Consider the following 20,610-nt stretch of genomic DNA (forward strand, 5'->3'; position numbering starts at 1 on the left):
TCAATGATGTTCACTAGTTATACGCTCCGCTCATTGACTTATCAACTCCTTGCTCTTTTTAAAGTTGATCTTCGTCTACTAAATAGAGAGTAGAATATGTTTTTATTAATTAAGCGTGAATTTATAGTGCAGAATCGTATTAATAATATAATTAAATATATAGTTATATTTTGTTTATTTTGCATAATTAGTACTGTTTTAATTAACAGCGAGAAAGATATTAACAAATTCGGTTTAATTTTTTCAGTAATTTGTTTATTAATTTCATTAATAGGTTTTTCTGCGGTGATCTTTAAATATGATTTGGAAGACGGGAGCTTAGAGTTATTATTATCAATTGTTAGTTATGAAAAAATTATATTAGCTAAATTTTGTGCTATATTTATCAGTAGTACGGTAGGGCTGCTTTTTGTTTTACCAATTATTTATGTTTTTTTTGATCAAACTTTGCTTGAGATAATATTTTTCTTTATTAGCGTATGGATTATGTTAGTTTTATCAAGTAGTTTAGTAGTTTTATCCGGTAGTGTGCAATGTTATTTTAGGAAGAATGCTAACTTTGTCGGTACGTTTGTCATGCCGTTATTAATGCCGAATATTATAATGACAGGCTTAATATTACAAGATAATAACTTACAATTAATTTTTATTATGATAGGAATTAATTTAGTATTTTTACCGATTTCATTCTTCTTGAGTGCCTATTTAATTAAAAATATTTATAATATTACGTGATTTTGCTTTATTTTTACTAATGTAGTGATATAAAATAAAGATGAATATGATTAATAAATTTTTTTGAGAAAAATATATGTGGTATGCTTTACGAAGGTTAATTGCAGCAAATCCTATGGGATTTTTTCTGTGGTCTATTATCACTAAATGGTATTTAATTATATCCGTTGCTTCCTTAATTACTTTATATTATACAGTATTGGGCTTAAAAAAAATTGGATTTATAGATTATTTTACTGAAACTACAGTTGAGATATTAGATACAACTAAAGCAGTTGCTCAAAATTGTACTACAAAACTCGGTCCTAATTGGAATTATTTAGTTAGTTTTTGGAATTGCTTAAGTAATCCTGTAGAATATAAGCATGAAGAAGGTACAGGAGCAAAGGTGCTAGAAAATGAAATAAATAAGCTTACACCAAGACAAGCAGATAGTGCTGCAGACGCTGAACGTCCTATAATAAATCCTTATGAAGAACTAGAAAATCCAAATAATCTTAATAATACCCAAAGTGGTAGTAATAATAATCGTTAATTTATGTCACTTTAATATTATATGTCGGATACTGAAGATAATACAAACAAACAAACAACACGTCGTGATTTTATGGTTCTAACTGCTAGTAGTGTTGCAGCAGTTGGGGCTGTTTGTACACTTTGGCCTCTAATGGACTCCTTAAACCCTTCCGCAGACGTGCTTGCTTTATCATCAATTGAGGTTGATCTATCAAATATTGCGGTAGGGCAAACAGTTACTGTTAAATGGCAAGGTAAACCGGTTTTTATCACTAACCGTACTCCTGATAAAATAGCCGAAGCAAGAGCTGTAAAGATGTCGGAGCTTATTGATCCTGAAACAGATGAAGCACGTGTGAAAGCAGGTCATGATAATTGGCTTGTGACGATTGGGATCTGTACTCATCTAGGTTGTGTGCCGCTTGCTGATCAAGGTGAATATGATGGATGGTTCTGTCCGTGTCATGGTTCACAATATGATTCTTCAGGTAGGGTTAGAAGAGGTCCTGCTCCTTTAAATTTAGCGGTGCCGCCTTATAGTTTTATTAGCGATAAAAAAATTAGAATCGGGTAGTTATTTATGAATGAAGATATTACCCCTAAAAAGCCTAATGCTACTAGAGTTCTTTCAAAATTAGCTTATAGAGGAGCATTTGAAGGAAACACAGAACACGGAACCGCAGGGTACAAAAGCGTACGTGAGGATGTGAGTGCCGGATTGACGCATAAATTACCTATAGCAGTAGAGTTTGGGAAGAACTCTATTGTTGAGTGGATAGATTATCGCCTACCGATTTTCTCTTTTCTAAAGCATTTTAGTCATTATCAAACTCCAAAAAATCTTAGCTATTTGTGGAATTTAGGCTCTATTGCCGGTATTGCGTTAGTAATTCAGATCATTACTGGTGTGGTGCTTGCTATGCACTATACGCCGCATGTTGATCATGCTTTCGATAGTGTTGAGAGAATCATGCGTAATGTTAATTACGGCTGGTTACTGCGTTATACTCATGCGGTAGGTGCATCGATGTTTTTTGCTGCCGTATACTTACACATAGCAAGAGGTTTGTATTACGGCTCTTATAAAGCTCCTAGGGAACTGATTTGGCATATCGGTATTATTATTTTTCTAACCATGATGGCTACTGCCTTTATGGGTTACGTGCTTCCTTGGGGGCAGATGAGCTACTGGGGTGCTACGGTAATTACTAATTTATTCTCGGCTATTCCTCTAATAGGGAAATCAATAGTTACGTGGTTATGGGGTGGCTTTTCCGTTGATAATCCAACATTAAATAGATTCTTCTCGCTGCATTATTTATTGCCGTTTATTATGGTCGCTCTTGTGATGCTGCATTTAGTAGCTCTGCATCAGCATGGTTCAAATAACCCAAAAGGTATAGATGTTAAAAGCCCTAAAGATACTATTCCGTTCCACCCTTATTATACCGTAAAGGATTTTGTCGGTTTCGGAGTTTATTTCATAATATTTGCCTATTTTATTTTTTACGAACCGAATTATTTAGGACATCCCGATAATTACGTTCCGGCAAATCCGTTAGTTACGCCTGCCCATATTGTTCCTGAATGGTATTTTCTACCGTTTTATGCGATCCTTAGAGCCGTACCGTCTAAGCTTGGTGGAGTGTTATTAATGTTCGGAAGTATATTCGTGTTATTCTTACTACCGTGGCTTGATATTTCAAAAATCAGAAGTAGCAATTATAGACCGATATATAGAATTGCTTTTTGGATCTTTATTGCAGATTGTTTATTGCTTGGTTATTTAGGCAGACAGCCGGCAGAAGAGCCGTATATTACAATTAGCCGCTTTGCTGCTTGTTATTACTTTGTCCATTTCTTAGTAGCACTCCCGCTGATAGGTAGATATGAGAAGCCACTGCCGCTACCGGAGGGGTTGTAATACTGTTATGATAATCGTCATTGCGAGGAGCGAAGCGACGCGGCAATTCAGAAAAAATAATAAAAAAATTCTGTAAATCAGACTTTTTTACTGGATTGCTTCGTCAATTACTTCGTAATTTTTCTTGCAATGACGGTTTGGATATCCGTGCAGATAATGTTATGCAGTAATGACATCGTCGCTAAGATATAAGAAAAATTTATGCAAACAAAACTACTTATCTCTATCATCATACTACTAACTTCGTGCTTAAGTTTAGCCAACGAAGAAGCATTACATCCTAAAAAGATGCAATGGTCGTTTGATGGCGTATTTGGCACAGTTAATCGTGCAGCAGCACAAAGAGGTTTTCAGGTCTATAAAGAAGTTTGTAGTATTTGCCACGGTTTAAACAATCTATATTACCGTAATCTTAAAGATATCGGCTTTTCAGATGATGAAATAAAAGAGATTGCCAAGGGCTATACGATAAAAGACGGACCTAATGATGATGGTGAGATGTTTGACCGTCACGCTCTTCCATCTGATCGTTTTGTACCTCCTTACCCTAATGAGCAAGCAGCAAGGGCAGCTAATAACGGAGCACATCCGCCTGATTTATCGCTGATAATAAAAGCACGTCATGACGGAGCTAATTATATATATTCTCTGCTTACTGGTTATACCGAACCGCCGGCAGATTTTAAGCTAATGCAAGGGGCTCATTATAATCCGTATTTCCCTAGCGAGCAAATAGCAATGCCGCCGCCGCTTAGAGATGGGCAGGTAACCTATATAGACGGTACTAACGCAAGCGTAGAGCAGATGTCGCATGATGTTGCAGTATTTCTACAATGGGCAGCTGAGCCGGAAATGGAACATCGTAAATCTATGGGTCTTAAAGTTATGATGTTTTTGGTAGTGTTTACTATCTTTTTCTATATTGCTAAAAATCGCATTTGGTCTAATCTGAAGTAGTTATTTAGTGGATCAATTTTCCTATTATTGGCGTTATTGCATGGATCATTAAACATGTTCGATGTCATTCCTTCAAAAGCAGGAATCCAATAATAATTGTCATACCGCTACTTGTGAGCTAGATCCAGTCGTTGTTAGTTTTTTTCTGGACCCACGTGGCCAAGCTACGTGGCGATGCCTAATGTGCTTTTGTCTGGATGTCTGCTTTTAGCTAAGAATGACATAGCCCATGCTGCCATTTTCTTTACTCTGTCTTAGTGCGGTAATTAATTTTTGCTATACTTATAATAAAATTTATAAAGATAGGTATTTATGATTACTTTACTTGCAGTAATAACAGGATTTATTAGTTCAATAATTCCTGAAATTTTAAAAATGTACAAAGATATTAACGACAAAAAACACGAGATAAATATTTTAGATCGTCAAATTACTAACAATAAACTAAATCAATCTAAAACTTGTACAGAGCTTCCCATATCGTAAGAAATGTCAGAGCGATATTCTCTTTATTCAACATATAGATCGGGTCTAAGTTGTGTTGATGCTTTAAACGGTTCGGTAAGACCCGTGCTTGCTTATAGCTTTGTTGCAATGTATGTAGGAGTTAACTATGTTCAATATAATCGGCCATGCTAGTTGAGTATTTAGATATATTATGGAATATTGAAGACCAAACTATTTTTGCATGGATTATTAGCTTTTATTTTGGGCAGCGTACTTTTAGCAAATTATTGAAGTATAAGACTTGAATTTTAAATAGATAATGTTATATATTTAAATATATAACTAATAAATGTGGAGATAGTACTATGTTAAAATATATTCCGGCTATAGGAGCTGTTATTTTATCTAGTAATATTGCAATCGCTAATAAGAATTATGATTCCAGTAGTGCAATGCCGCTGCGTCAGGTAGCAGATTTAATAGATAATCACATTACAAATATTGATCATTTATTTAAAAATAGATTACCGTTTTATGAGTCTAATAGTATAAAAAGCAATTTGATTACTAAAGATAAGCAGTATATTATTATTATGGAAGTACCTGGCTTTGATAAAAGTCAAATTAAGGTTAAAGTGAACGGCAATAGATTATTTATTACAGGGAATATAGAAGCAAAAAATAAAACTGATTATTCAGATAATTATATGAATAAAAATTTTAATTATGTAATATCATTATATGAAGATGTAGATCAGAAAAATATCTCTTCAAACCTTAAGAATGGAATACTTACTATTATTCTACCTCGTACTGAGATTAAAGAACAAGAAGCAAGAGAGATACCGATTAATTAATTGGCATTTAATTTTTCTGAAACAAACCCTTTCTCTACATGGTTAGGTAATTTGAGCAATGCTTGTTTTAAGTCGTTATAAGTGCCTGGGGTTTCAAATTTCCAATCAACTAAAATATTATAGGTTTGGTGTTATGAATAAAGAATAAGTCAAAATACCTGTGAACACGCGGAAAATGATAAGTATGGGCAACAATTGCAATTTCAGCGTTATTTAACTCGATGTTACCGTTTTCATGCTCTTTATATAGAGTTTTAGATTCTCCGGATGTATTAACCTACTCCTCATGTAAAGTGAATATATAAAAATTTTCTTTTAGATAATGGGTAATAATATTTTTAGCAGAAGATTCTTTGAGTCAGCGATTATCATAAGCCCCGCCGTTAAATAAAATTATCGGTCCGTATTTTTGTAATTTTTCATATTATCTATCAATTTATTTTCTAAATCTCATTCTATTATTTTACCTTGAATATCTAAAAATTCTAAATTATATCGGTCTTTTATAATTAATCTTGCTAAATCAGACTGTAATTCAGGTAAAGTATTAGAAAAGTGATTTATACCTTTTTCTCTGACCTTTCATGTAAATTACTTTTAATTTGCAAAGATAATACATTCCTTGACCAACCATTTTCAATGGTTTGTTGTGCATACCCAAATATTTTTTAGTTTTGAAAAAATAACAATATTATGCCCCCAAGGAAATTCTCCAACAGACTTGGAGAATTTGTTCATCGTTATATTCTTCAGCCAATTGCCTCATATAAGAAATATTTTGATATTATAATCCTTTCATTTTAGAAAATGCTTTACGCAAATCATCAGAAATATTTTGAATAACTTTTGCCCCCCATTTCTCTTTATTCTGATGTTCTAAAATTAGTTTTCCTATATTCCAATAAAGAACTATTAATTCTTTATTAACTGCTAAATGGGCTCTAATACTAGCTTTACTGATTTCTTGTTTAAAATTTTTAATTAAGTCAGTATATGATTCATTAATTGCTCATTGATTGTCACTAACTCTTACCGCCCGCATTCATAGCAAGGTTTGCTGAGACGAATTCTTCAAGGTCACCGTCAAGCACTCCTTTAGTGTCGGAAGTTTCGTAATCGGTGCGTAAATCTTTCACCATTTGGTAAGGATGTAGGATGTATGATCTAATTTGATATCCCCAGCTACTATCAGTTTTAGCAGCATTTTGCTCGTTAACGCTGTCTGTGCGTTTTTGCATTTCAAGCTCATAGAGTTTTGCTTGAAGCATCTTCATAGCTTGAGCTTTATTTTTATGTTGCGATCTATCGCTTTGACATTGTGTTACCGTACCGGTCGGTATATGGGTGATACGTACGGCAGAATCAGTAGTATTAACGTGCTGTCCGCCTGCTCCCGATGCTCTAAAAGTATCGATCCTTAAATCTTTATCCTCAATAGTAATTGCTATATTATCGTCAATTGCAGGGTATACCCAGCTACTTGCAAAGCTAGTCATTCTTTTACCTGCAGCATTAAACGGGGAAATACGTACCAGCCTATGAACTCCTGCTTCGGTTTTAAACCAGCCGTAAGCCCTCTTGCCTATTATCCTAATCGTGCATGATTTAATGCCTACTTCTTCGCCGTTAAGCATATTGATTATTTCGGTTTTAAAGCCGAGTCTTTCTGCAAAACGCAAATACATACGCATCATAATAGATGCCCAGTCGTGGCTTTCAGTTCCTCCTGCGCCAGCATTAATCTCTAAAAAACAGTTATTACCGTCCGCTTCACCTGAAAATAAACATTCGGTTTCAAATTTGGCAGCAAGGATGCTTAAATTTTTTAAGTCCTGTTCAATTTGTGAAAGTGTTTCTAAATCGTTTTCGGATGCAGCCATTTCTTCAAGTTCTAAAGCATCTTTTAAATTGGATTTGAGTTTATTAAAAGCATTTAGTTTTTCTTCTAGATTACTTTTTTCTCGCAGTAATGTTTGTGCGTTAGCCTGATCGTTCCATAAACTTGGATCGGCTGTTAATTCTTCTAGTTCTCTTAGTCTTTCAGTTGATGCTTCGACGTCAAAGTGACCTCCAAAGTAGTTCTAAAGATTGCTCAATTTTTTTTACGTAATTTTCTATTTCGGCTCTCATTATTTTTTACTGTTATAAATTTGGAGTTTGTTATATATTATCGTGGTTTAGTGTCATACCGTGGCTTGATCACGATATCTTGTATCACAGTTTGTGTCCTGAGATTCCACGATCAAGTTGTGGGACGGTACCGCTCCAACAAGCAAACGCAAATTATATCACAATAATTATGAAGAATCAAAAATATATACGGAATTTCTCAATAATTGCCCATATCGATCATGGTAAATCTACGTTAGCTGATAGGTTAATTGAGCATTGCGGTGGGCTTCAGGCTAGAGAAATGAGAACGCAAGTGCTAGATTCTATGGATATCGAAAAAGAGCGAGGTATAACTATTAAAGCACAAACCGTGCGGCTTGTATATAAAGCTAAAGACGGTAATACCTATTATTTGAATCTAATGGACACTCCTGGGCATGTCGATTTTGCTTATGAGGTCAGCAGGTCGCTTGCTGCTTGCGAAGGCTCATTGTTGGTAGTTGATAGTACGCAAGGAGTAGAAGCCCAAACGCTTGCCAATGTTTATCAAGCAATTGAGCATGATCATGAAATTGTACCGGTGCTTAACAAGATTGATTTGCCAGCGTCAGAACCTGAGCAGGTTAAGCAGCAAATAGAGGATATAATCGGAATTGATGCAAGTGAAGCTGTGCTAATCTCTGCCAAAAGCGGTATAGGAATTGATTTAGTTCTAGAAGCAATAGTCAATAAATTACATCCACCAAAAGAAAGTAGCACAGATATCTTAAAAGCGTTACTTGTCGATAGTTGGTATGATCCTTATCTTGGGGTAGTTATTTTAGTACGTATTATTGATGGGACTTTACGTAAAAACATGCGGATTAAAATGATGGCTACCAATTCTGTTTATACCGTTGAGAATGTCGGCTTTTTTACTCCGAAAAAACATATTTCGGATGTTTTATATGCAGGTGAAATCGGTTTTGTTACTGCTTCTATAAAGCAAGTAGCTGATTGTAAAGTCGGGGATACTATCACTGATGAGAAGAAACCTTGTGAGCAAGCACTTCCCGGCTTTAAGCCGAACCTACCTGTAGTGTTTTGTGGGCTTTATCCGACAGATAGTTCAGAGTTTGAACATCTAAAGGATTCGCTAGCTAAATTACGTCTTAATGATGCTAGTTTTGAGTATGAAATGGAAAGCTCTTCAGCTCTTGGAGTAGGTTTTAGGTGCGGTTTTTTAGGGCTATTACATTTAGAGATAATCCAAGAACGTTTAAGTAGGGAATTCGATTTAGATTTAATCACTACTGCTCCAAGCGTGGTATATAAAATTCATATGAGGTATGGTGAGAGCTTGGAGATTCATAACCCCGCAGATTTACCTGATTTGCAAAAAATCGAATCGATGGAAGAGCCATGGATTAAGGCAACTATAATGGTGCCTGATGAGTTTTTAGGTGCAGTATTATCGCTTTGTACAGAAAAAAGAGGTGTGCAACTTGATCATAGCTATATAGCGAATAGAGCTAAAATAGTTTATAAATTACCGCTAAATGAGATAGTTTACGATTTTTACGATCGTTTAAAAAGCTGCTCTAAAGGTTATGCAAGTTTTGAATGGCAAATAGATGTTTATGAACCTTCTGAGCTTGTTAAGCTTGGTATCCTGGTTAACGGCGAGGTAATTGATGCATTATCGACAATCGTACACCGCTCACGTGCCGAGCAAAGGGGTAAGGTGTTATGCGTAAGGTTAAAGGATTTAATACCAAGACAGCAGATCGATATAGCCATTCAGGCAAGTATCGGTAGCCGTATTATTGCTCGTGAGACTATTAAAGCACTACGTAAAGATGTTTTATCAAAATGTTACGGCGGTGATATAAGCCGTAAACGTAAACTACTTGAGAAGCAAAAAGCAGGTAAAAAGAGAATGAGACAGTACGGTAATATAGAAATCCCGCAATCTGCATTTATCGCCGCTTTAAAAATAGGTGATGAATAGATGGAAACTATATTTTTAGAAGTAATTTGTACGTCGCTCTGTTACTCGAATGCTCATATACATTTGAGTACGTTGCAGTTCGAAGTGAAGTGTCGGTGTAGGTATTCTTCTCTAAATCTTCGTTTTTGCAGATGTAATAAACTTTTTTTATTTTGTATAAAGAAAACGCTAGACGTTATAGAAAAGATTTGTTATAAGGAGTTGTCTGAAATTTTTTAGATATTTTCACTTATTCCTTATTCCTCGGTAGCTCAGTGGTAGAGCAAACGGCTGTTAACCGTTTGGTCGCTGGTTCGAGTCCGGCCCGGGGAGCCATTCCTCGATTTAAGACAAATTTACGAATGAATCAAACGGCAAATGCAGCACAAAGTTAAGCTTTCTGCCTGTTAATTTAACTATCGAAAACACAGTTGGTACAGCCAAATTTATTTGGGAGAGCTATAGTAGAGAGTCAGGGTTCGGCTATTTAAGCGGCTACAAAGTCGGTACGACTCACCAAATGCCAGTGGATACATTATTATTCGGTAATTTTGCTGATTTAATTATCGGACAATGTGGCGTATTAGACGTACTAGTTGACCATTATGCTCTTGGCACAAGTGGTGGCATAAGAATAAAACTTATGCAAGATACCGACATTGCCATCATACACACTGAATCCTTTGCGGTTGCTCAGAGATAACTAACTTGCTATGCCTAGTTACTGCCATTGTACGAATACGATTTTTAATATGAGGTCATTCGTTACGTTGTGCTAATTTTAAATCATATCTTGCTTGTAAATTGATCAATAACTGAGCTGAAGTTTAAAAATATTGTCTGAGTCTAAGTGCAATATCAGCCGTAATGGTTCGTTTGCCATGCACTATAGCGTGAATACGGCTAGGCGGTACATCAATATCACGAGCTAAATTTAAACTTGTTTGTGCTTTCTCATAGTCGATTATAAATTCTTTATACACAATTAAAGTGTAAAGGAATGTATACTATTAAAATAAAAGTCAATTTGTGCAGTATTGAAAATGCAGTAGCTCAAGAATATTATTGCAAGAATTTACTTATTTGAGAAAGCAGTATTGGGGCAATCATTTTTGGGCTAGAGGTTATATGGCAGTTAATTTAGGTAATATTACTGATGAAATGATACAGCAGTATATTGATGAGCAAGAAGGTGAAACTATTAATGATGACCTATTTCTAATCGATTACACTTCTATTTATAACATCTCAGCTTATAGCTGAGAGTTGTTTAGTTTATGTTATCAATATAATTGAACTAGTTTAAAGTGGTATGTCCGTGTACCTGAGCATTCATCACAAGTCCAAAGCCTATTAGTATGGATGCGATCATTGTGCCGCCGTAAGAAATAAACGGTAAGGGTACACCTACTACAGGAAGCAAGCCCATAACCATAGCTATATTAATAAATACGTGACTAAATAAAATCGAATTAATACCTATTACCATTAATTTACTAAAAATCTCTCGGCAATTTGCGGCAATTAATAAAGAAATAGTTATAAGTGCAAAATATAATACTAATAAAAATATTCCTCCTATAAATCCGAACTCTTCGGCAAAGGTAGCAAAGATAAAGTCTGTTTGATGTTCGGGAAGAAAATTTAAATGACTTTGACTGCCATGATTTAAACCGCGTCCAAATAGGCCACCTGAACCTATAGCGATTTTAGACTGAATAATATTATAACTAGCACCGCGCGGATCATGTTCTGGATCTAAGAAAACCATCACTCGTTTTTTTTGATAATCATACATCATATTCCAAGCAATAGGCAGGCTAATAAGAGCAGCGAGAGCTATTATTATAAAATATTTTATTCTAAAACCTGCAGCAAAAAATATAACGGCCGCAACAATTAAAACAATCATTCCCGTACCTAAATCAGGTTCTCTAATTATTAAAAAAGCCGGTATTAAAACTCCTATAATTGGTATGATAACTTTATGGAATTTTCTTAGATCATCAATTGTTAGTGAATGGAAATACCTTGCAAGCATTAGTACAACGGCAATTTTTATCGGTTCGGAAGGCTGAAGCTTAACGATACCGATATCGATCCATCTTTTTCCGCCCATGGCAGTTGAGCCAAAAAGCTCCACGGCTACTAGTAAAGCGAGTACGCAAAAATAAAAGATATACGATAGCCTAAATATTATTCGCAAATCAAGTAATGCAATAATAATGGCTAAAGGCAAGAATATACAAAAATTTATAATTTGTTTGTAAGCCCAAGGCTGCAAATGGCTATTCGCTGCAGAATAAAGTACAATGAAACTAATACAGCAAATTAAGATGATTAGTAAAATTAAAGTGAGTGGTAATTTTTGTAATTGTTCTAGATAGTTTTTATTCATTGTTTTTTATATTTATTCTGTCATACTGTGGCTTGTCAACGGTATCAAGTCTTGTTTATGTTTTTTTGGATCCCGCGATCAAGTCGCGGGATTACAATAAAATCTTTAAACCTTCACATCAAAGATCTTAAAAATAAATACTAATTCGTCAGTTATCTCTTTCAAATAATCAAAGCGACCGACGGAACCTTTATGCCCTGTATCCATATTTGTTTTTAATAATAAAGGATTATTGTCAGTTTTTAGATCCCGTAATTTTGCTACCCATTTAGCCGGTTCCCAGTAACCGACTCGTGGGTCGGATATACCACAAGTAATGAATATAGCAGGGTAGTCTTGTACTTTTACGTTATCATAAGGGGAATATGATTTAATATATTCAAAATATTCTTTCTCTTTCGGATTACCCCATTCATTATATTCCAAGAGAGTTAACGGTAAGCGTTCATCAAGCATGGTACTCAAAACATCAACAAATGGTACATGAGCGACTGCCGCTCTATAAATTTCTGGTTTTTCGTTTAGTACGTAACCGATTAACATACCGCCGGCACTACAGCCCATTATTACTATATTGTTGTTACTTGTATATTTTTCTTTAATTAAAGCTCTACTACACGCTATAAAATCTTCAAAGGTTCTTTTTTTAGTTAAAAACTTAGCTGATTCATACCAATCATGACCTAAATCATCGCCGCCTCTAATATGCACAACCGCATAAATAAAACCACGATTTGCAAGCGTTACTGCCATGTTGCTAAAATTAACAGGCATGCTAATCCCGTAAGCTCCGTAACCCATTAAATATAAAGGATTTGAGCCATCTTTTTTAAATAAAGATTTTTTATAAAACAAGGTGATAGGTACTTTTACATCTTCATTATCTGCAAATATTCTCTCTACTTTATATTCTTTCGTATTAAATCCTGAAGGTATTTCTTGGGTCTTTAATATCACTAATGCATTGTTATCAAAATCGTAGCTATAAGTGGTATTTGGTATTGCTAGAGAAGAGTAGTCTACTCTGATATCGTCTTCCTCAAAGTTTGTAGAAAAACTATTTGCTTGGAAACTCTCGTCATGAAAGTGAATTATTTTTTCTTGTAAATTGTTAAATTGCTTTATTTTAATTAGCGGTAAACCTTGGTCACGATAATTTAAGATTAAATAATTATTTGTAACATCAAAGCTTTTTAAATATTTGTCCTGTTCTTCTTTAATATAAATATCATCCCAGCTAGTATTTTCAAAATTATTTATCGGCAGTTTTACAGCATGGAAATTTTTAGCTTTATAATTAGTTTTAATATAAAAATAATCGCCATTATGTTCTATGTCATAGAATATTTTATTTTCTGCGGCTCGTACTAATTTAGGCGTAAAACTATCATCCTGCATAGAAATTACGTAAATTTCATTTTCATTATGATCGCCTGAATTTATAAAAATATATTCATGACTTGCTGATTTCTTGCAGCTGATAAAATGAAGAGGGTTTTTTACCTCGAATATTAATTTGTCCTGAGTAATATCTTCCCCTAAACGATGGAACATTATCTTATCCCAGCGTTGATTCTCATTAATAGTAATATAGAAAAAGCCGTTTAGTTGTTCATGCCAAATCACAGTAGGAGCAACATCCTGTACTTCATCAGGTAAGTATTTTTGTTCTTTAAGATTGTATATTTTGATATTGTATTGCTCATTACCTGTAAAATCAACGCTATAAGATATTAAAGTTTGATCAGGTGACATTGCAATCTTAGCAACATCGGTAAAACCACTATTTGAAGCAAGAAGGTTAACATCTAATATTACTTCTTCTTCTGCTTCCATACTATTATGCTTCCGGCAATATATAGGATAATTTTTATTCCATACTACTCTATGGTAATAGTAATAATCTTTTTTCTTAATGTATACCGATTCATCGTCTAATTTGACTCGTCCTCTTAATTCTTCAAAAATCTTTTCCTTATCCTTTTGTAGATCGGAAAAGAAATTTTCGGTATATTTATTCTCGGCTTTTAAGTAATCTAAAATTTTAGAGTCTGCTACATTTGGCCATTTAGGATCACGCAGCCATTGATAATAATCGTTTATTGTTTGTCCGTGGGCTTTAAAGCTGTAATTTTGTTTATTTGCTATGGGTGGTTTCATGTTTTTTATTGTTTTGAGTGTCATACCGTGGTCAAGCCATAGTATGACAGAGTGTTAAAATCAAACCAATTAATAGAAATAATACAATAAATATAGCAGTTTGCTGATTATGCCAAGCAGGTATTTTGCTTGAAATATTATTCCAAATAACCTTAAAATTAAGATATTTTTCTCCATCTTCGTTACTGTCTGTTGTGTATTTATATTTATCGATACTGAAATAGATCATTTTTTCGATATATTGGTATAAGTCAAGATTGATATTTTCTGTTGAAATGCGTGGTATTTGTCTAAAAATTAAAGCCAATAATATTGAGATTGCAAGGATAACTAGTTTAAAATTAGCAGTATGTGATATTTGAACAGGGTAGAATAAACATACAGATAAAGTTATGATGCACGAGGAGAGGTAGGTTATTGGTGTAATACCGCGACTTGATCGCGTTATCCATAAATATTTATTATCATTGTTTATTTTTTTTCTGGATCCATCGACTTGATCGCGGTATGACAAATTGTATAAACTCTCCATCAACAACCCAAATAACACGGTACAAGTTGCTATCTTGGAAAATATAATAATATTATTTGTCTCTAAAAGATTGGCAATTCCGTCTTTGATATAAGAAGAATTAATAGGCAGTATAGATGTATATATTAATATGCTAACTACAAACCCACCTAATAAAATCAAATTAATTTGAGTATTCTGAAGATCTTGGTAATTTTTAATACTGTATTCATCTTCTATATAAGTAAAATATAAAGCAAATAACCCATTATATAGTATATGTATGAATATAAAGCTTGTAATAAGATAAGCTATGTTTGGAGAATTTATACTAATAGCTGCTAATATAAAACCAAGCTGCGAAACTGTAAGATAGCATATTAATCGTTTAAGGTTTTTCTCAATTAGAGAAAATACTAACCCGTAAATAATCATTAATATTCCAAAAAACTTAAGTATCTCAAGACCGCTAAATAATTTTAAAATGATAATTAAAGTAACTTTAGTAGTAAAACTAATTAAATATACAACACCGCTACTTGAAGCTGCAGTATAGCAATTAACCACCCAACCGTTTACAAAGATAATCGAAGCATTGATCACACAACCTGCAAGTATAAATATCGCCGGTAACTCAAAATTATTTACTGATTCAGTTAAAGAAGTAAAGGCAATATTACCTGTTGTTTGGATTAGAAGAGTCATACCGATTAAGATTAGCCCACTGCTGAATAAATGAGTGAGAAAATATTGACGAGCCGGTTTTATCTTTAATTGGTTACAAAAAACAATTATGCAAGCAAAAACCGTCATGAATTCAAGCGAGATTATCATAGAAATAAAATCAGCCGCAAATACGCATATAATAGAGGATAAACAGTATAAACTACCTATTAGCGTCTCAAATTTTCTATTTTGGGAAATTGTATAAAGATTTAAGATAGCAGTGACAATGAGAAATGCTAAGGCTATTAGCTGATTTTGTGGGTTAAAATCAAACATCAGCTCAAAATTAGTAATCGGAAATGTAAATCTGGTATTTTGAATAAACATTTTAATCTTTAGAAGAAACTGTTAAAACCTCTATTCCTTGAACCTTTTTAAAGTCTTTGACATTTAGAGTGAACAAAGGATAACAATGCGTTATTGCCGTTGTATCAATTATCATGTCATTAGTATCGATAGTTATTTTTTCTTTACGTAAATTGTCTATAATTTTTGCATATATACGGGCTTCTTCAGTCTTCAAATGTAATATTATAAGTGAATTGATTATATATGCGATAAAAACTAAACGTTTAATACGTTTATTTTCATTATCGGCTCTATCTGCACCTATTAATAATTCCGTTAAAATATAGGACTAATATAGCATTGTTCATATTCTCCTAGTACCTTATAGGCTAATCTACCTCTCTCTAAATCCACTAATATAGAGGTATCAATCACTACTTCCATGTATCATCTTTTTTAAAATCACACTTTTGACGTGCTTCACACACGACTTTTTTAAATTGTGTGGCATCATCATGATCTAATATAGGCGCATGCTTAAAAAACTCTTTTAACGTTTTTTGTGGTTTGTCAGCTGCATGTACAGCTGTAATTCTTGATACGATATTGTTCCATTTTTAAACATCAAAACTCTCACCTTTATATTAAATTCTGTTCATAATATCTGAAAAAGATCGTACAAATTCTGCTGCTCTAATAATTTGTGCCATATTTATCCTAAAAAAATTGCATACTATGTTATTATATGTCAATACATCAATTATGTAAATACATATTTATGTAATGTAAGCTAAAAATTCTCTAATTAAGATTTGAATAAAATAGAAGAGAGTTACAGCACAGCAGCAAATTATTATACTGATTTGCATAGAGTATGGGAGTTGTTTTGTTACGCTAGATTCTACCAAAGAAGGTTTATAAATAGAGCTTAATATTTTGAGAAGGTAAATGCTTGAGAGTATACTACTAGCTATTACGACAATCATAACGATAATTTGATTTTGTTCGCTTGCGGCAAGTAAGATTGAGAATTTGCTAATAAATCCGCTAAAGATAGGTATACCGATTATCGATAATGAAGAGATCAATATCACAAAAGAAATTAAAGGCAATTCTTTGGATGTGCCATGTAAATTCTGTACTTGATCGGTTTTCTTTAAACTGTAAATACTTCCCATACTATAAAATAAGCAGATTTTTGTAAAAGAATGTGAAACTAAATGTAGTATTGCGGCTCCAAGTGCCTTAGGTGTGAGCATGAAAGCACTAAGTAAGGCAAGGCTTAATTGGTTCATAGTGGAGTAGGCGAGTATTTTTTTAATATTATCCGTGCCTAGTGCTTTGAGTGAGCTATAAAATATGCTGACTATTGGTATGAAAATTAACCAGTTAAACTCGGCAAATATCGTTTGTAAATACGATAAACCGAATATATATAATAGGATTTTGTAAACACAAAATAATCCGGTTTTTACCACTATTACAGCATGCAGTAAGCTACTAACGGGGTAATGTGCAACCATTGCGGCAGGAAGCCATGAATGCACCGGAAAAATTGCAGTTTTGGCAATACCGAAAATAAACATTAATAATAAAATAATTGACTGGTTTTTGGAAAAATAATTTTCTATTAAGCTGCCGCTTGCAAAATCCCCATTACCGGTTTTAGTATAAATAATTATCACTGCCGGTAAAAATAATATTGTGGCATAAATCATCAGAATTTTTATATATTTATATAACCCGCTAAGTATTATTTTATTTCTAGTGTGTCCTATTAAAAAAGCTGTAGAAATAGTTAAAAGCTCGTAGCAAATAAACATCGTGAATAAATTGCTAGATAAAGCAATTAAAACACCGATTAGAATAGTTAAGTTAAAGAAAAATAAGAATCTCGAAGAGTGTTCTATATTATTAACAGCAAGATATTTTGGAGTATAAAGTACAGCACAAATCCATAAAAAGCCTATTAAGCTCAAGAATATGAGCCCTGAGGGTTCAAGATGAAATCCTATAGAGTAATTACCGAATATATTAAATTCAAAGCCTGCTCTAATACCTTGTAAAAACAACAAGTCTATAATTAAAATATTACCGAAGAAAAAAATAGCGATAATAATAAGCAAAAAATTACGTATAAAACTATCTTTTTTAGTGGCATACGGACTGGTTAAGTTTAATGCACAAACTAGCAAAGTTGATAGAATCAAAAGACTCGGAGTAGTAAATTGTGTAATCATGTTTTTCCTTGTTACCTAGTTTGCTTGACCTTATAGTATCGGGCAGTTTTGAAAATCCCTGTCATTGCGAGGAAAAACTGTAAGTTTTGACAAAGCAATCAAGTACACAATTCTGTAAATCAGAATTTTATTGTTGTTCTGGATTGATGCAGCAACTTTGTGGCTTCGCAATGGCTGCCTATAGTATCCACTCAACAACTTCTCCTCGCAATAAGGTTAATTAATTTTTCCAAAAAGTAACTTTCACCATTTTATAATGATAAAATAGTGATCCTACGGAGCTGAGTAAGATTAGAACAAAATCTAATAATAGTTTTTGTCTAAATAATAATTCGAGAATATTTATTTTGATAAAAAATAATGGGCTGATAGGTAACCCGCAGCTGCAAATAATAATAATTATAGTTAAAACTTTGTGAGAATTCTTTTTATAGCTTTCATTATAAGCATCTATCAAAAAAAGAGCTATTTTATTTATACTGTCTGCAAGTAATAAACTTGGTAAAATTATTATACCGCACTCAGTAACATATAATAGAAATACATAACCTATTTGAGTGAAACATGAATAAATGATAATATTCTTGAAGCCTTCTGCTCGGTAAGCAAAATACGGAGCTATAATAAGAGTAGCTAAAGCAATAGGTTTTATAAAATTTGTAATAGAAGTTTTAATCGTCTCATAGCCTATAATAATATAAGTAAATTTGTATATTATATATATTCCTATTATAGTGGAAATCCCTGCTAAATATACTAAAATAACTGAAGCCGTGTTATTATAAGCTCTCATCATCCAAAAGTGCATAGGGAAAAAAGCAGTTTTTAAAATAGCTCCTGTTAAGAAAAAACCGATAGCTATAGTGATTATGCGGGAATTAGTATGTTCCTGTAAATAAGCTGCAACATCATACATATTTAAGCTACCCGTAATGCTTAGTAAAAATCCTATGGCTATAAGAATAAGAGTTGCACTAATACTACCCATTATCAAGTAATCAAAAGCTCCAATTAAAGATTTTGGATTATTACCTGAGGCTATCAATACATAGCTACTAAGTGCCGAAATTTCTATAAACACATATAAATTAAAGAAATCATTAGTAGCAATCATTCCTAAATAGCCCGTATGAGCGAATAATAGTATACCGTAAAATAAAGATTTTCTATTATTGTTGATATATTTTAAGATTGTTCTATTAGTAATCTTATGACAACAAACTAAAAAGAATAATAAAACCAAGTTAAGATAAATAATAATCGCTTGGTTTAGTGAATTTAGCCGATATTCTATTCCTACTTTTGAAGTCCATCCTCCCATAGTGTAAGATAATTCCGTATTTTGTACAATACTATATCCATAAACACTGACCAAAATGCTAGATAAAATGCAAATCGTAGTAATTACTCGTGCAAAGGTAATAAAGCGAAAAGATATTATTGAGAGTAAAGCCCCAAATAAAGGGAATAATATTTGTATGATAGGGAAATGGTTAGCTATGATCATTTATCAAAATTAATTTCATTGTCTGATATTGTACCAAAATGTTTATAAATTTGATATATTAAACTTAAAGCTACGCTAAGAGTAGCAAACCCAACTACTATAGCAGTTAGCATTAATACATGAGGCAACGGGCTATTATAAGTAGTTAGCCCATCTTGTAAAATAGGTACACCGCCTGTTTTAATTTTTCCGATACTTAAATAAAATACTAATACCGAACTTTGAAAAATTCCAAGCCCGATAATTTTATGAATATAATTACGGCTTGTAAGCATTATAAATAAGCCGCTAGTTAGTAAAATCAAAGTAAGAAAGTATATTAAATGCGACATAATTATATTGTTATTGTAAGAAAAGCATTGTTACGTGAATCAGTTTCATCGTCATTGCGCGAAGAAATTGTAAGTTTCGACAAAGCAATCCAGTAAAAAATTTTGTACATCAGAATTTTTTTTAATTATTTTTTGGATTGCTTCGTCGCTTCAATCCTCGCAATGACGTTGGTAGACATTAATATGCTTTGAAAGACTGATTAAATACACATGTGATTTTCTTCCCCTTACGTATAGCGAGCTTAGGAAAAACCTGTTCAAGTATCACCATATTAGGATTATCTTGAGCAAGGCGATAATTTACTAAAGATTCTCGCAGTGAATCATCTACAGCAAAAATACCAGAAATTTCAGCGTTTTTATCTCTAAACTGTAGATAAGTAAATTCGCCGTCATCAAAAATTTTAACAGGCGCTATTTCTTCATTGCCGCTAATATAGTAATTAAAGTTATATTTTTCAGGATGAGTAAGATCGGGACTTGCTAGGGAAGTAGAAAAAGTTTGCATATGACCGCTCATGTTGTCATTTTCGTCATCCGGATAAAGAAATTTTACGTTAAAGACCATTTCAGGATCACGCATATCAAGAGTTTCAGCGGCGTATAGTTCAAAGAAATAAGTCCGTTTATTAGTAATTAAAGTCATATTAGTAGTAGCATCCGGTTCCATCGGTTTAATAAAAATCCTATGACCGGCAGGTACTATTTGCCATGAAGTAGTATCTCCCATAGAAATACTGACTATTTCCTCATCTCTTGCTAGTTCTATACTTGCTTGATAGCCGTAATATCCTGTGAATTTGAAAACATCGTCAGGGTTATAAGTCATAACTCTTAGACGCGGGTCTCGACCTAGAGGTCGTGATATAGTAAGAGCAAATACATCTAATGTCAGTATTATAAAAGTACAAAATATTATTAGTGGCTTCAT

General features: G+C 33.2%; 20 protein-coding genes, 1 tRNA gene and 4 pseudogenes. 12 read left to right on the forward strand and 13 right to left on the reverse strand.

Annotated features, from left to right (window positions below; all coding sequences use genetic code 11):
- Positions 1–96 precede the first annotated feature (96 nt).
- From A1C_RS01760 to A1C_RS01790, 8 genes and pseudogenes are all read left to right on the forward strand, one after another.
- Positions 97–735: a heme exporter protein CcmB gene (locus A1C_RS01760; protein WP_012149332.1), complete on the forward strand. Its 639-nt coding sequence runs from the start codon at positions 97–99 to the stop codon at positions 733–735.
- A gap of 76 nt (positions 736–811) precedes the next feature.
- Positions 812–1,270 carry a DUF2670 domain-containing protein gene (locus A1C_RS01765; protein WP_012149333.1) on the forward strand — a complete coding sequence of 153 codons (459 nt, stop codon included), beginning with the start codon at positions 812–814 and terminating at the stop codon, positions 1,268–1,270.
- A gap of 21 nt (positions 1,271–1,291) precedes the next feature.
- Entirely contained in the window at positions 1,292–1,825 is a 534-nt protein-coding gene (gene petA, locus A1C_RS01770; RefSeq protein ID WP_012149334.1) for a ubiquinol-cytochrome c reductase iron-sulfur subunit, read from the forward strand.
- A 144-nt stretch (positions 1,826–1,969) separates the two neighbouring features.
- On the forward strand, positions 1,970–3,175 hold the full coding sequence (locus A1C_RS01775; RefSeq protein ID WP_052290662.1) for a cytochrome b/b6: 1,206 nt from the start codon (positions 1,970–1,972) through the stop codon (positions 3,173–3,175).
- Positions 3,176–3,187: 12 nt separating this feature from the next.
- Positions 3,188–3,309: pseudogene (locus A1C_RS09395) on the forward strand (lytic transglycosylase domain-containing protein); the annotation flags it as partial.
- 67 nt (positions 3,310–3,376) lie between these two features.
- Positions 3,377–4,132 carry a cytochrome c1 gene (locus tag A1C_RS01780; RefSeq protein ID WP_012149336.1) on the forward strand — a complete coding sequence of 252 codons (756 nt, stop codon included), beginning with the start codon at positions 3,377–3,379 and terminating at the stop codon, positions 4,130–4,132.
- A gap of 312 nt (positions 4,133–4,444) precedes the next feature.
- Complete coding sequence (locus tag A1C_RS08030) at positions 4,445–4,618, forward strand: hypothetical protein (RefSeq protein ID WP_012149337.1); 174 nt, start codon at positions 4,445–4,447, stop codon at positions 4,616–4,618.
- Positions 4,619–4,944: 326 nt separating this feature from the next.
- Positions 4,945–5,436, forward strand: a complete 492-nt coding sequence (locus A1C_RS01790; RefSeq protein ID WP_012149338.1) for an Hsp20/alpha crystallin family protein — start codon at positions 4,945–4,947, stop codon at positions 5,434–5,436.
- 453 nt (positions 5,437–5,889) lie between these two features.
- Here A1C_RS01790 and A1C_RS09210 read toward each other — a convergent pair.
- From A1C_RS09210 to prfB, 3 genes and pseudogenes are all read right to left on the reverse strand, one after another.
- Positions 5,890–6,044, reverse strand: a pseudogene (locus A1C_RS09210) (PDDEXK nuclease domain-containing protein); the annotation flags it as partial.
- Between the two features lie 176 nt (positions 6,045–6,220).
- A complete protein-coding gene (locus A1C_RS09215) occupies positions 6,221–6,442 on the reverse strand; it encodes a DUF1016 N-terminal domain-containing protein (RefSeq protein ID WP_332239167.1) in 222 nt (73 codons plus the stop codon).
- Positions 6,443–6,458: 16 nt separating this feature from the next.
- Positions 6,459–7,566 (reverse strand): peptide chain release factor 2 gene (gene prfB / locus A1C_RS01795; RefSeq protein WP_157211888.1). Its coding sequence is split into 2 segments (ribosomal slippage): positions 6,459–7,496 and positions 7,498–7,566, totalling 1,107 coding nucleotides; the frame shifts between segments, so codons are not numbered across the junction.
- Between the two features lie 169 nt (positions 7,567–7,735).
- On the opposite strand from prfB, the gene lepA reads away from it, so the two are divergent.
- The 3 genes from lepA to A1C_RS06610 all read left to right on the forward strand — a co-directional run bounded on the left by lepA (position 7,736) and on the right by A1C_RS06610 (position 10,220).
- On the forward strand, positions 7,736–9,538 hold the full coding sequence (gene lepA / locus A1C_RS01800) for a translation elongation factor 4 (RefSeq protein ID WP_012149340.1): 1,803 nt from the start codon (positions 7,736–7,738) through the stop codon (positions 9,536–9,538).
- Between the two features lie 240 nt (positions 9,539–9,778).
- Positions 9,779–9,853, forward strand: a tRNA-Asn gene (locus A1C_RS01805).
- A gap of 112 nt (positions 9,854–9,965) precedes the next feature.
- Positions 9,966–10,220: a phage major capsid family protein gene (locus tag A1C_RS06610; protein ID WP_232279126.1), complete on the forward strand. Its 255-nt coding sequence runs from the start codon at positions 9,966–9,968 to the stop codon at positions 10,218–10,220.
- A 124-nt stretch (positions 10,221–10,344) separates the two neighbouring features.
- Here the strand turns inward: A1C_RS06610 and A1C_RS08040 are convergent, their stop codons facing one another.
- Positions 10,345–10,500, reverse strand: a complete 156-nt coding sequence (locus A1C_RS08040) for a helix-turn-helix transcriptional regulator (protein WP_012149342.1) — start codon at positions 10,498–10,500, stop codon at positions 10,345–10,347.
- 58 nt (positions 10,501–10,558) lie between these two features.
- On the opposite strand from A1C_RS08040, the pseudogene A1C_RS01820 reads away from it, so the two are divergent.
- Positions 10,559–10,780: pseudogene (locus A1C_RS01820) on the forward strand (transposase); the annotation flags it as partial.
- A gap of 34 nt (positions 10,781–10,814) precedes the next feature.
- On the opposite strand, the gene rodA reads toward A1C_RS01820, so the two are convergent.
- From rodA to virB9, 9 genes and pseudogenes are all read right to left on the reverse strand, one after another.
- Positions 10,815–11,915, reverse strand: coding sequence for a rod shape-determining protein RodA (gene rodA / locus A1C_RS01825; RefSeq protein WP_012149344.1), 1,101 nt, complete (start codon positions 11,913–11,915; stop codon positions 10,815–10,817).
- 105 nt (positions 11,916–12,020) lie between these two features.
- A complete protein-coding gene (locus tag A1C_RS01830) occupies positions 12,021–14,075 on the reverse strand; it encodes a S9 family peptidase (RefSeq protein ID WP_012149345.1) in 2,055 nt (684 codons plus the stop codon).
- 31 nt (positions 14,076–14,106) lie between these two features.
- A complete protein-coding gene (locus A1C_RS01835) occupies positions 14,107–15,639 on the reverse strand; it encodes a proton-conducting transporter transmembrane domain-containing protein (RefSeq protein ID WP_012149346.1) in 1,533 nt (510 codons plus the stop codon).
- A gap of 1 nt (position 15,640) precedes the next feature.
- Positions 15,641–15,943 (reverse strand): PIN domain-containing protein, encoded by a 303-nt coding sequence (locus A1C_RS08410; RefSeq protein WP_332239168.1) that lies wholly within the window; start codon positions 15,941–15,943, stop codon positions 15,641–15,643.
- A gap of 91 nt (positions 15,944–16,034) precedes the next feature.
- Positions 16,035–16,310: pseudogene (locus A1C_RS08415) on the reverse strand (antitoxin).
- A 66-nt stretch (positions 16,311–16,376) separates the two neighbouring features.
- Positions 16,377–17,840: a proton-conducting transporter transmembrane domain-containing protein gene (locus A1C_RS01845; protein WP_012149348.1), complete on the reverse strand. Its 1,464-nt coding sequence runs from the start codon at positions 17,838–17,840 to the stop codon at positions 16,377–16,379.
- 220 nt (positions 17,841–18,060) lie between these two features.
- Positions 18,061–19,347 (reverse strand): proton-conducting transporter transmembrane domain-containing protein, encoded by a 1,287-nt coding sequence (locus A1C_RS01850; protein WP_041816752.1) that lies wholly within the window; start codon positions 19,345–19,347, stop codon positions 18,061–18,063.
- The gene (locus A1C_RS01855; RefSeq protein WP_012149352.1) at positions 19,344–19,679 is read right to left on the reverse strand and encodes a Na+/H+ antiporter subunit C; all 336 of its coding nucleotides are present in this window, start codon (positions 19,677–19,679) and stop codon (positions 19,344–19,346) included. Before A1C_RS01855 ends, A1C_RS01850 begins: the two co-directional genes overlap by 4 nt.
- 178 nt (positions 19,680–19,857) lie before the next feature.
- Complete coding sequence (gene virB9, locus A1C_RS01860) at positions 19,858–20,610, reverse strand: P-type conjugative transfer protein VirB9 (protein WP_012149353.1); 753 nt, start codon at positions 20,608–20,610, stop codon at positions 19,858–19,860.

It is taken from the genome of Rickettsia akari str. Hartford, assembly GCF_000018205.1.
Classification (GTDB): domain Bacteria; phylum Pseudomonadota; class Alphaproteobacteria; order Rickettsiales; family Rickettsiaceae; genus Rickettsia; species Rickettsia akari.

Excerpts from the sequence above, each read along its gene's own strand:
- A1C_RS01760 (WP_012149332.1), top strand. The coding sequence starts at position 97 with ATGTTTTTATTAATTAAGCGTGAATTTATAGTGCAGAATCGTATTAAT.
- A1C_RS01765 (WP_012149333.1), top strand. The coding sequence starts at position 812 with ATGTGGTATGCTTTACGAAGGTTAATTGCAGCAAATCCTATGGGATTT.
- petA (WP_012149334.1), top strand. The coding sequence starts at position 1,292 with ATGTCGGATACTGAAGATAATACAAACAAACAAACAACACGTCGTGAT.
- A1C_RS01780 (WP_012149336.1), top strand. The coding sequence starts at position 3,377 with ATGCAAACAAAACTACTTATCTCTATCATCATACTACTAACTTCGTGC.
- A1C_RS08030 (WP_012149337.1), top strand. The coding sequence starts at position 4,445 with ATGATTACTTTACTTGCAGTAATAACAGGATTTATTAGTTCAATAATT.
- A1C_RS01790 (WP_012149338.1), top strand. The coding sequence starts at position 4,945 with ATGTTAAAATATATTCCGGCTATAGGAGCTGTTATTTTATCTAGTAAT.
- lepA (WP_012149340.1), top strand. The coding sequence starts at position 7,736 with ATGAAGAATCAAAAATATATACGGAATTTCTCAATAATTGCCCATATC.
- rodA (WP_012149344.1), bottom strand. The coding sequence starts at position 11,915 with ATGAATAAAAACTATCTAGAACAATTACAAAAATTACCACTCACTTTA.
- A1C_RS01830 (WP_012149345.1), bottom strand. The coding sequence starts at position 14,075 with ATGAAACCACCCATAGCAAATAAACAAAATTACAGCTTTAAAGCCCAC.
- A1C_RS01835 (WP_012149346.1), bottom strand. The coding sequence starts at position 15,639 with ATGTTTATTCAAAATACCAGATTTACATTTCCGATTACTAATTTTGAG.
- A1C_RS01845 (WP_012149348.1), bottom strand. The coding sequence starts at position 17,840 with ATGATTACACAATTTACTACTCCGAGTCTTTTGATTCTATCAACTTTG.
- A1C_RS01850 (WP_041816752.1), bottom strand. The coding sequence starts at position 19,347 with ATGATCATAGCTAACCATTTCCCTATCATACAAATATTATTCCCTTTA.
- A1C_RS01855 (WP_012149352.1), bottom strand. The coding sequence starts at position 19,679 with ATGTCGCATTTAATATACTTTCTTACTTTGATTTTACTAACTAGCGGC.
- virB9 (WP_012149353.1), bottom strand. The coding sequence starts at position 20,610 with ATGAAGCCACTAATAATATTTTGTACTTTTATAATACTGACATTAGAT.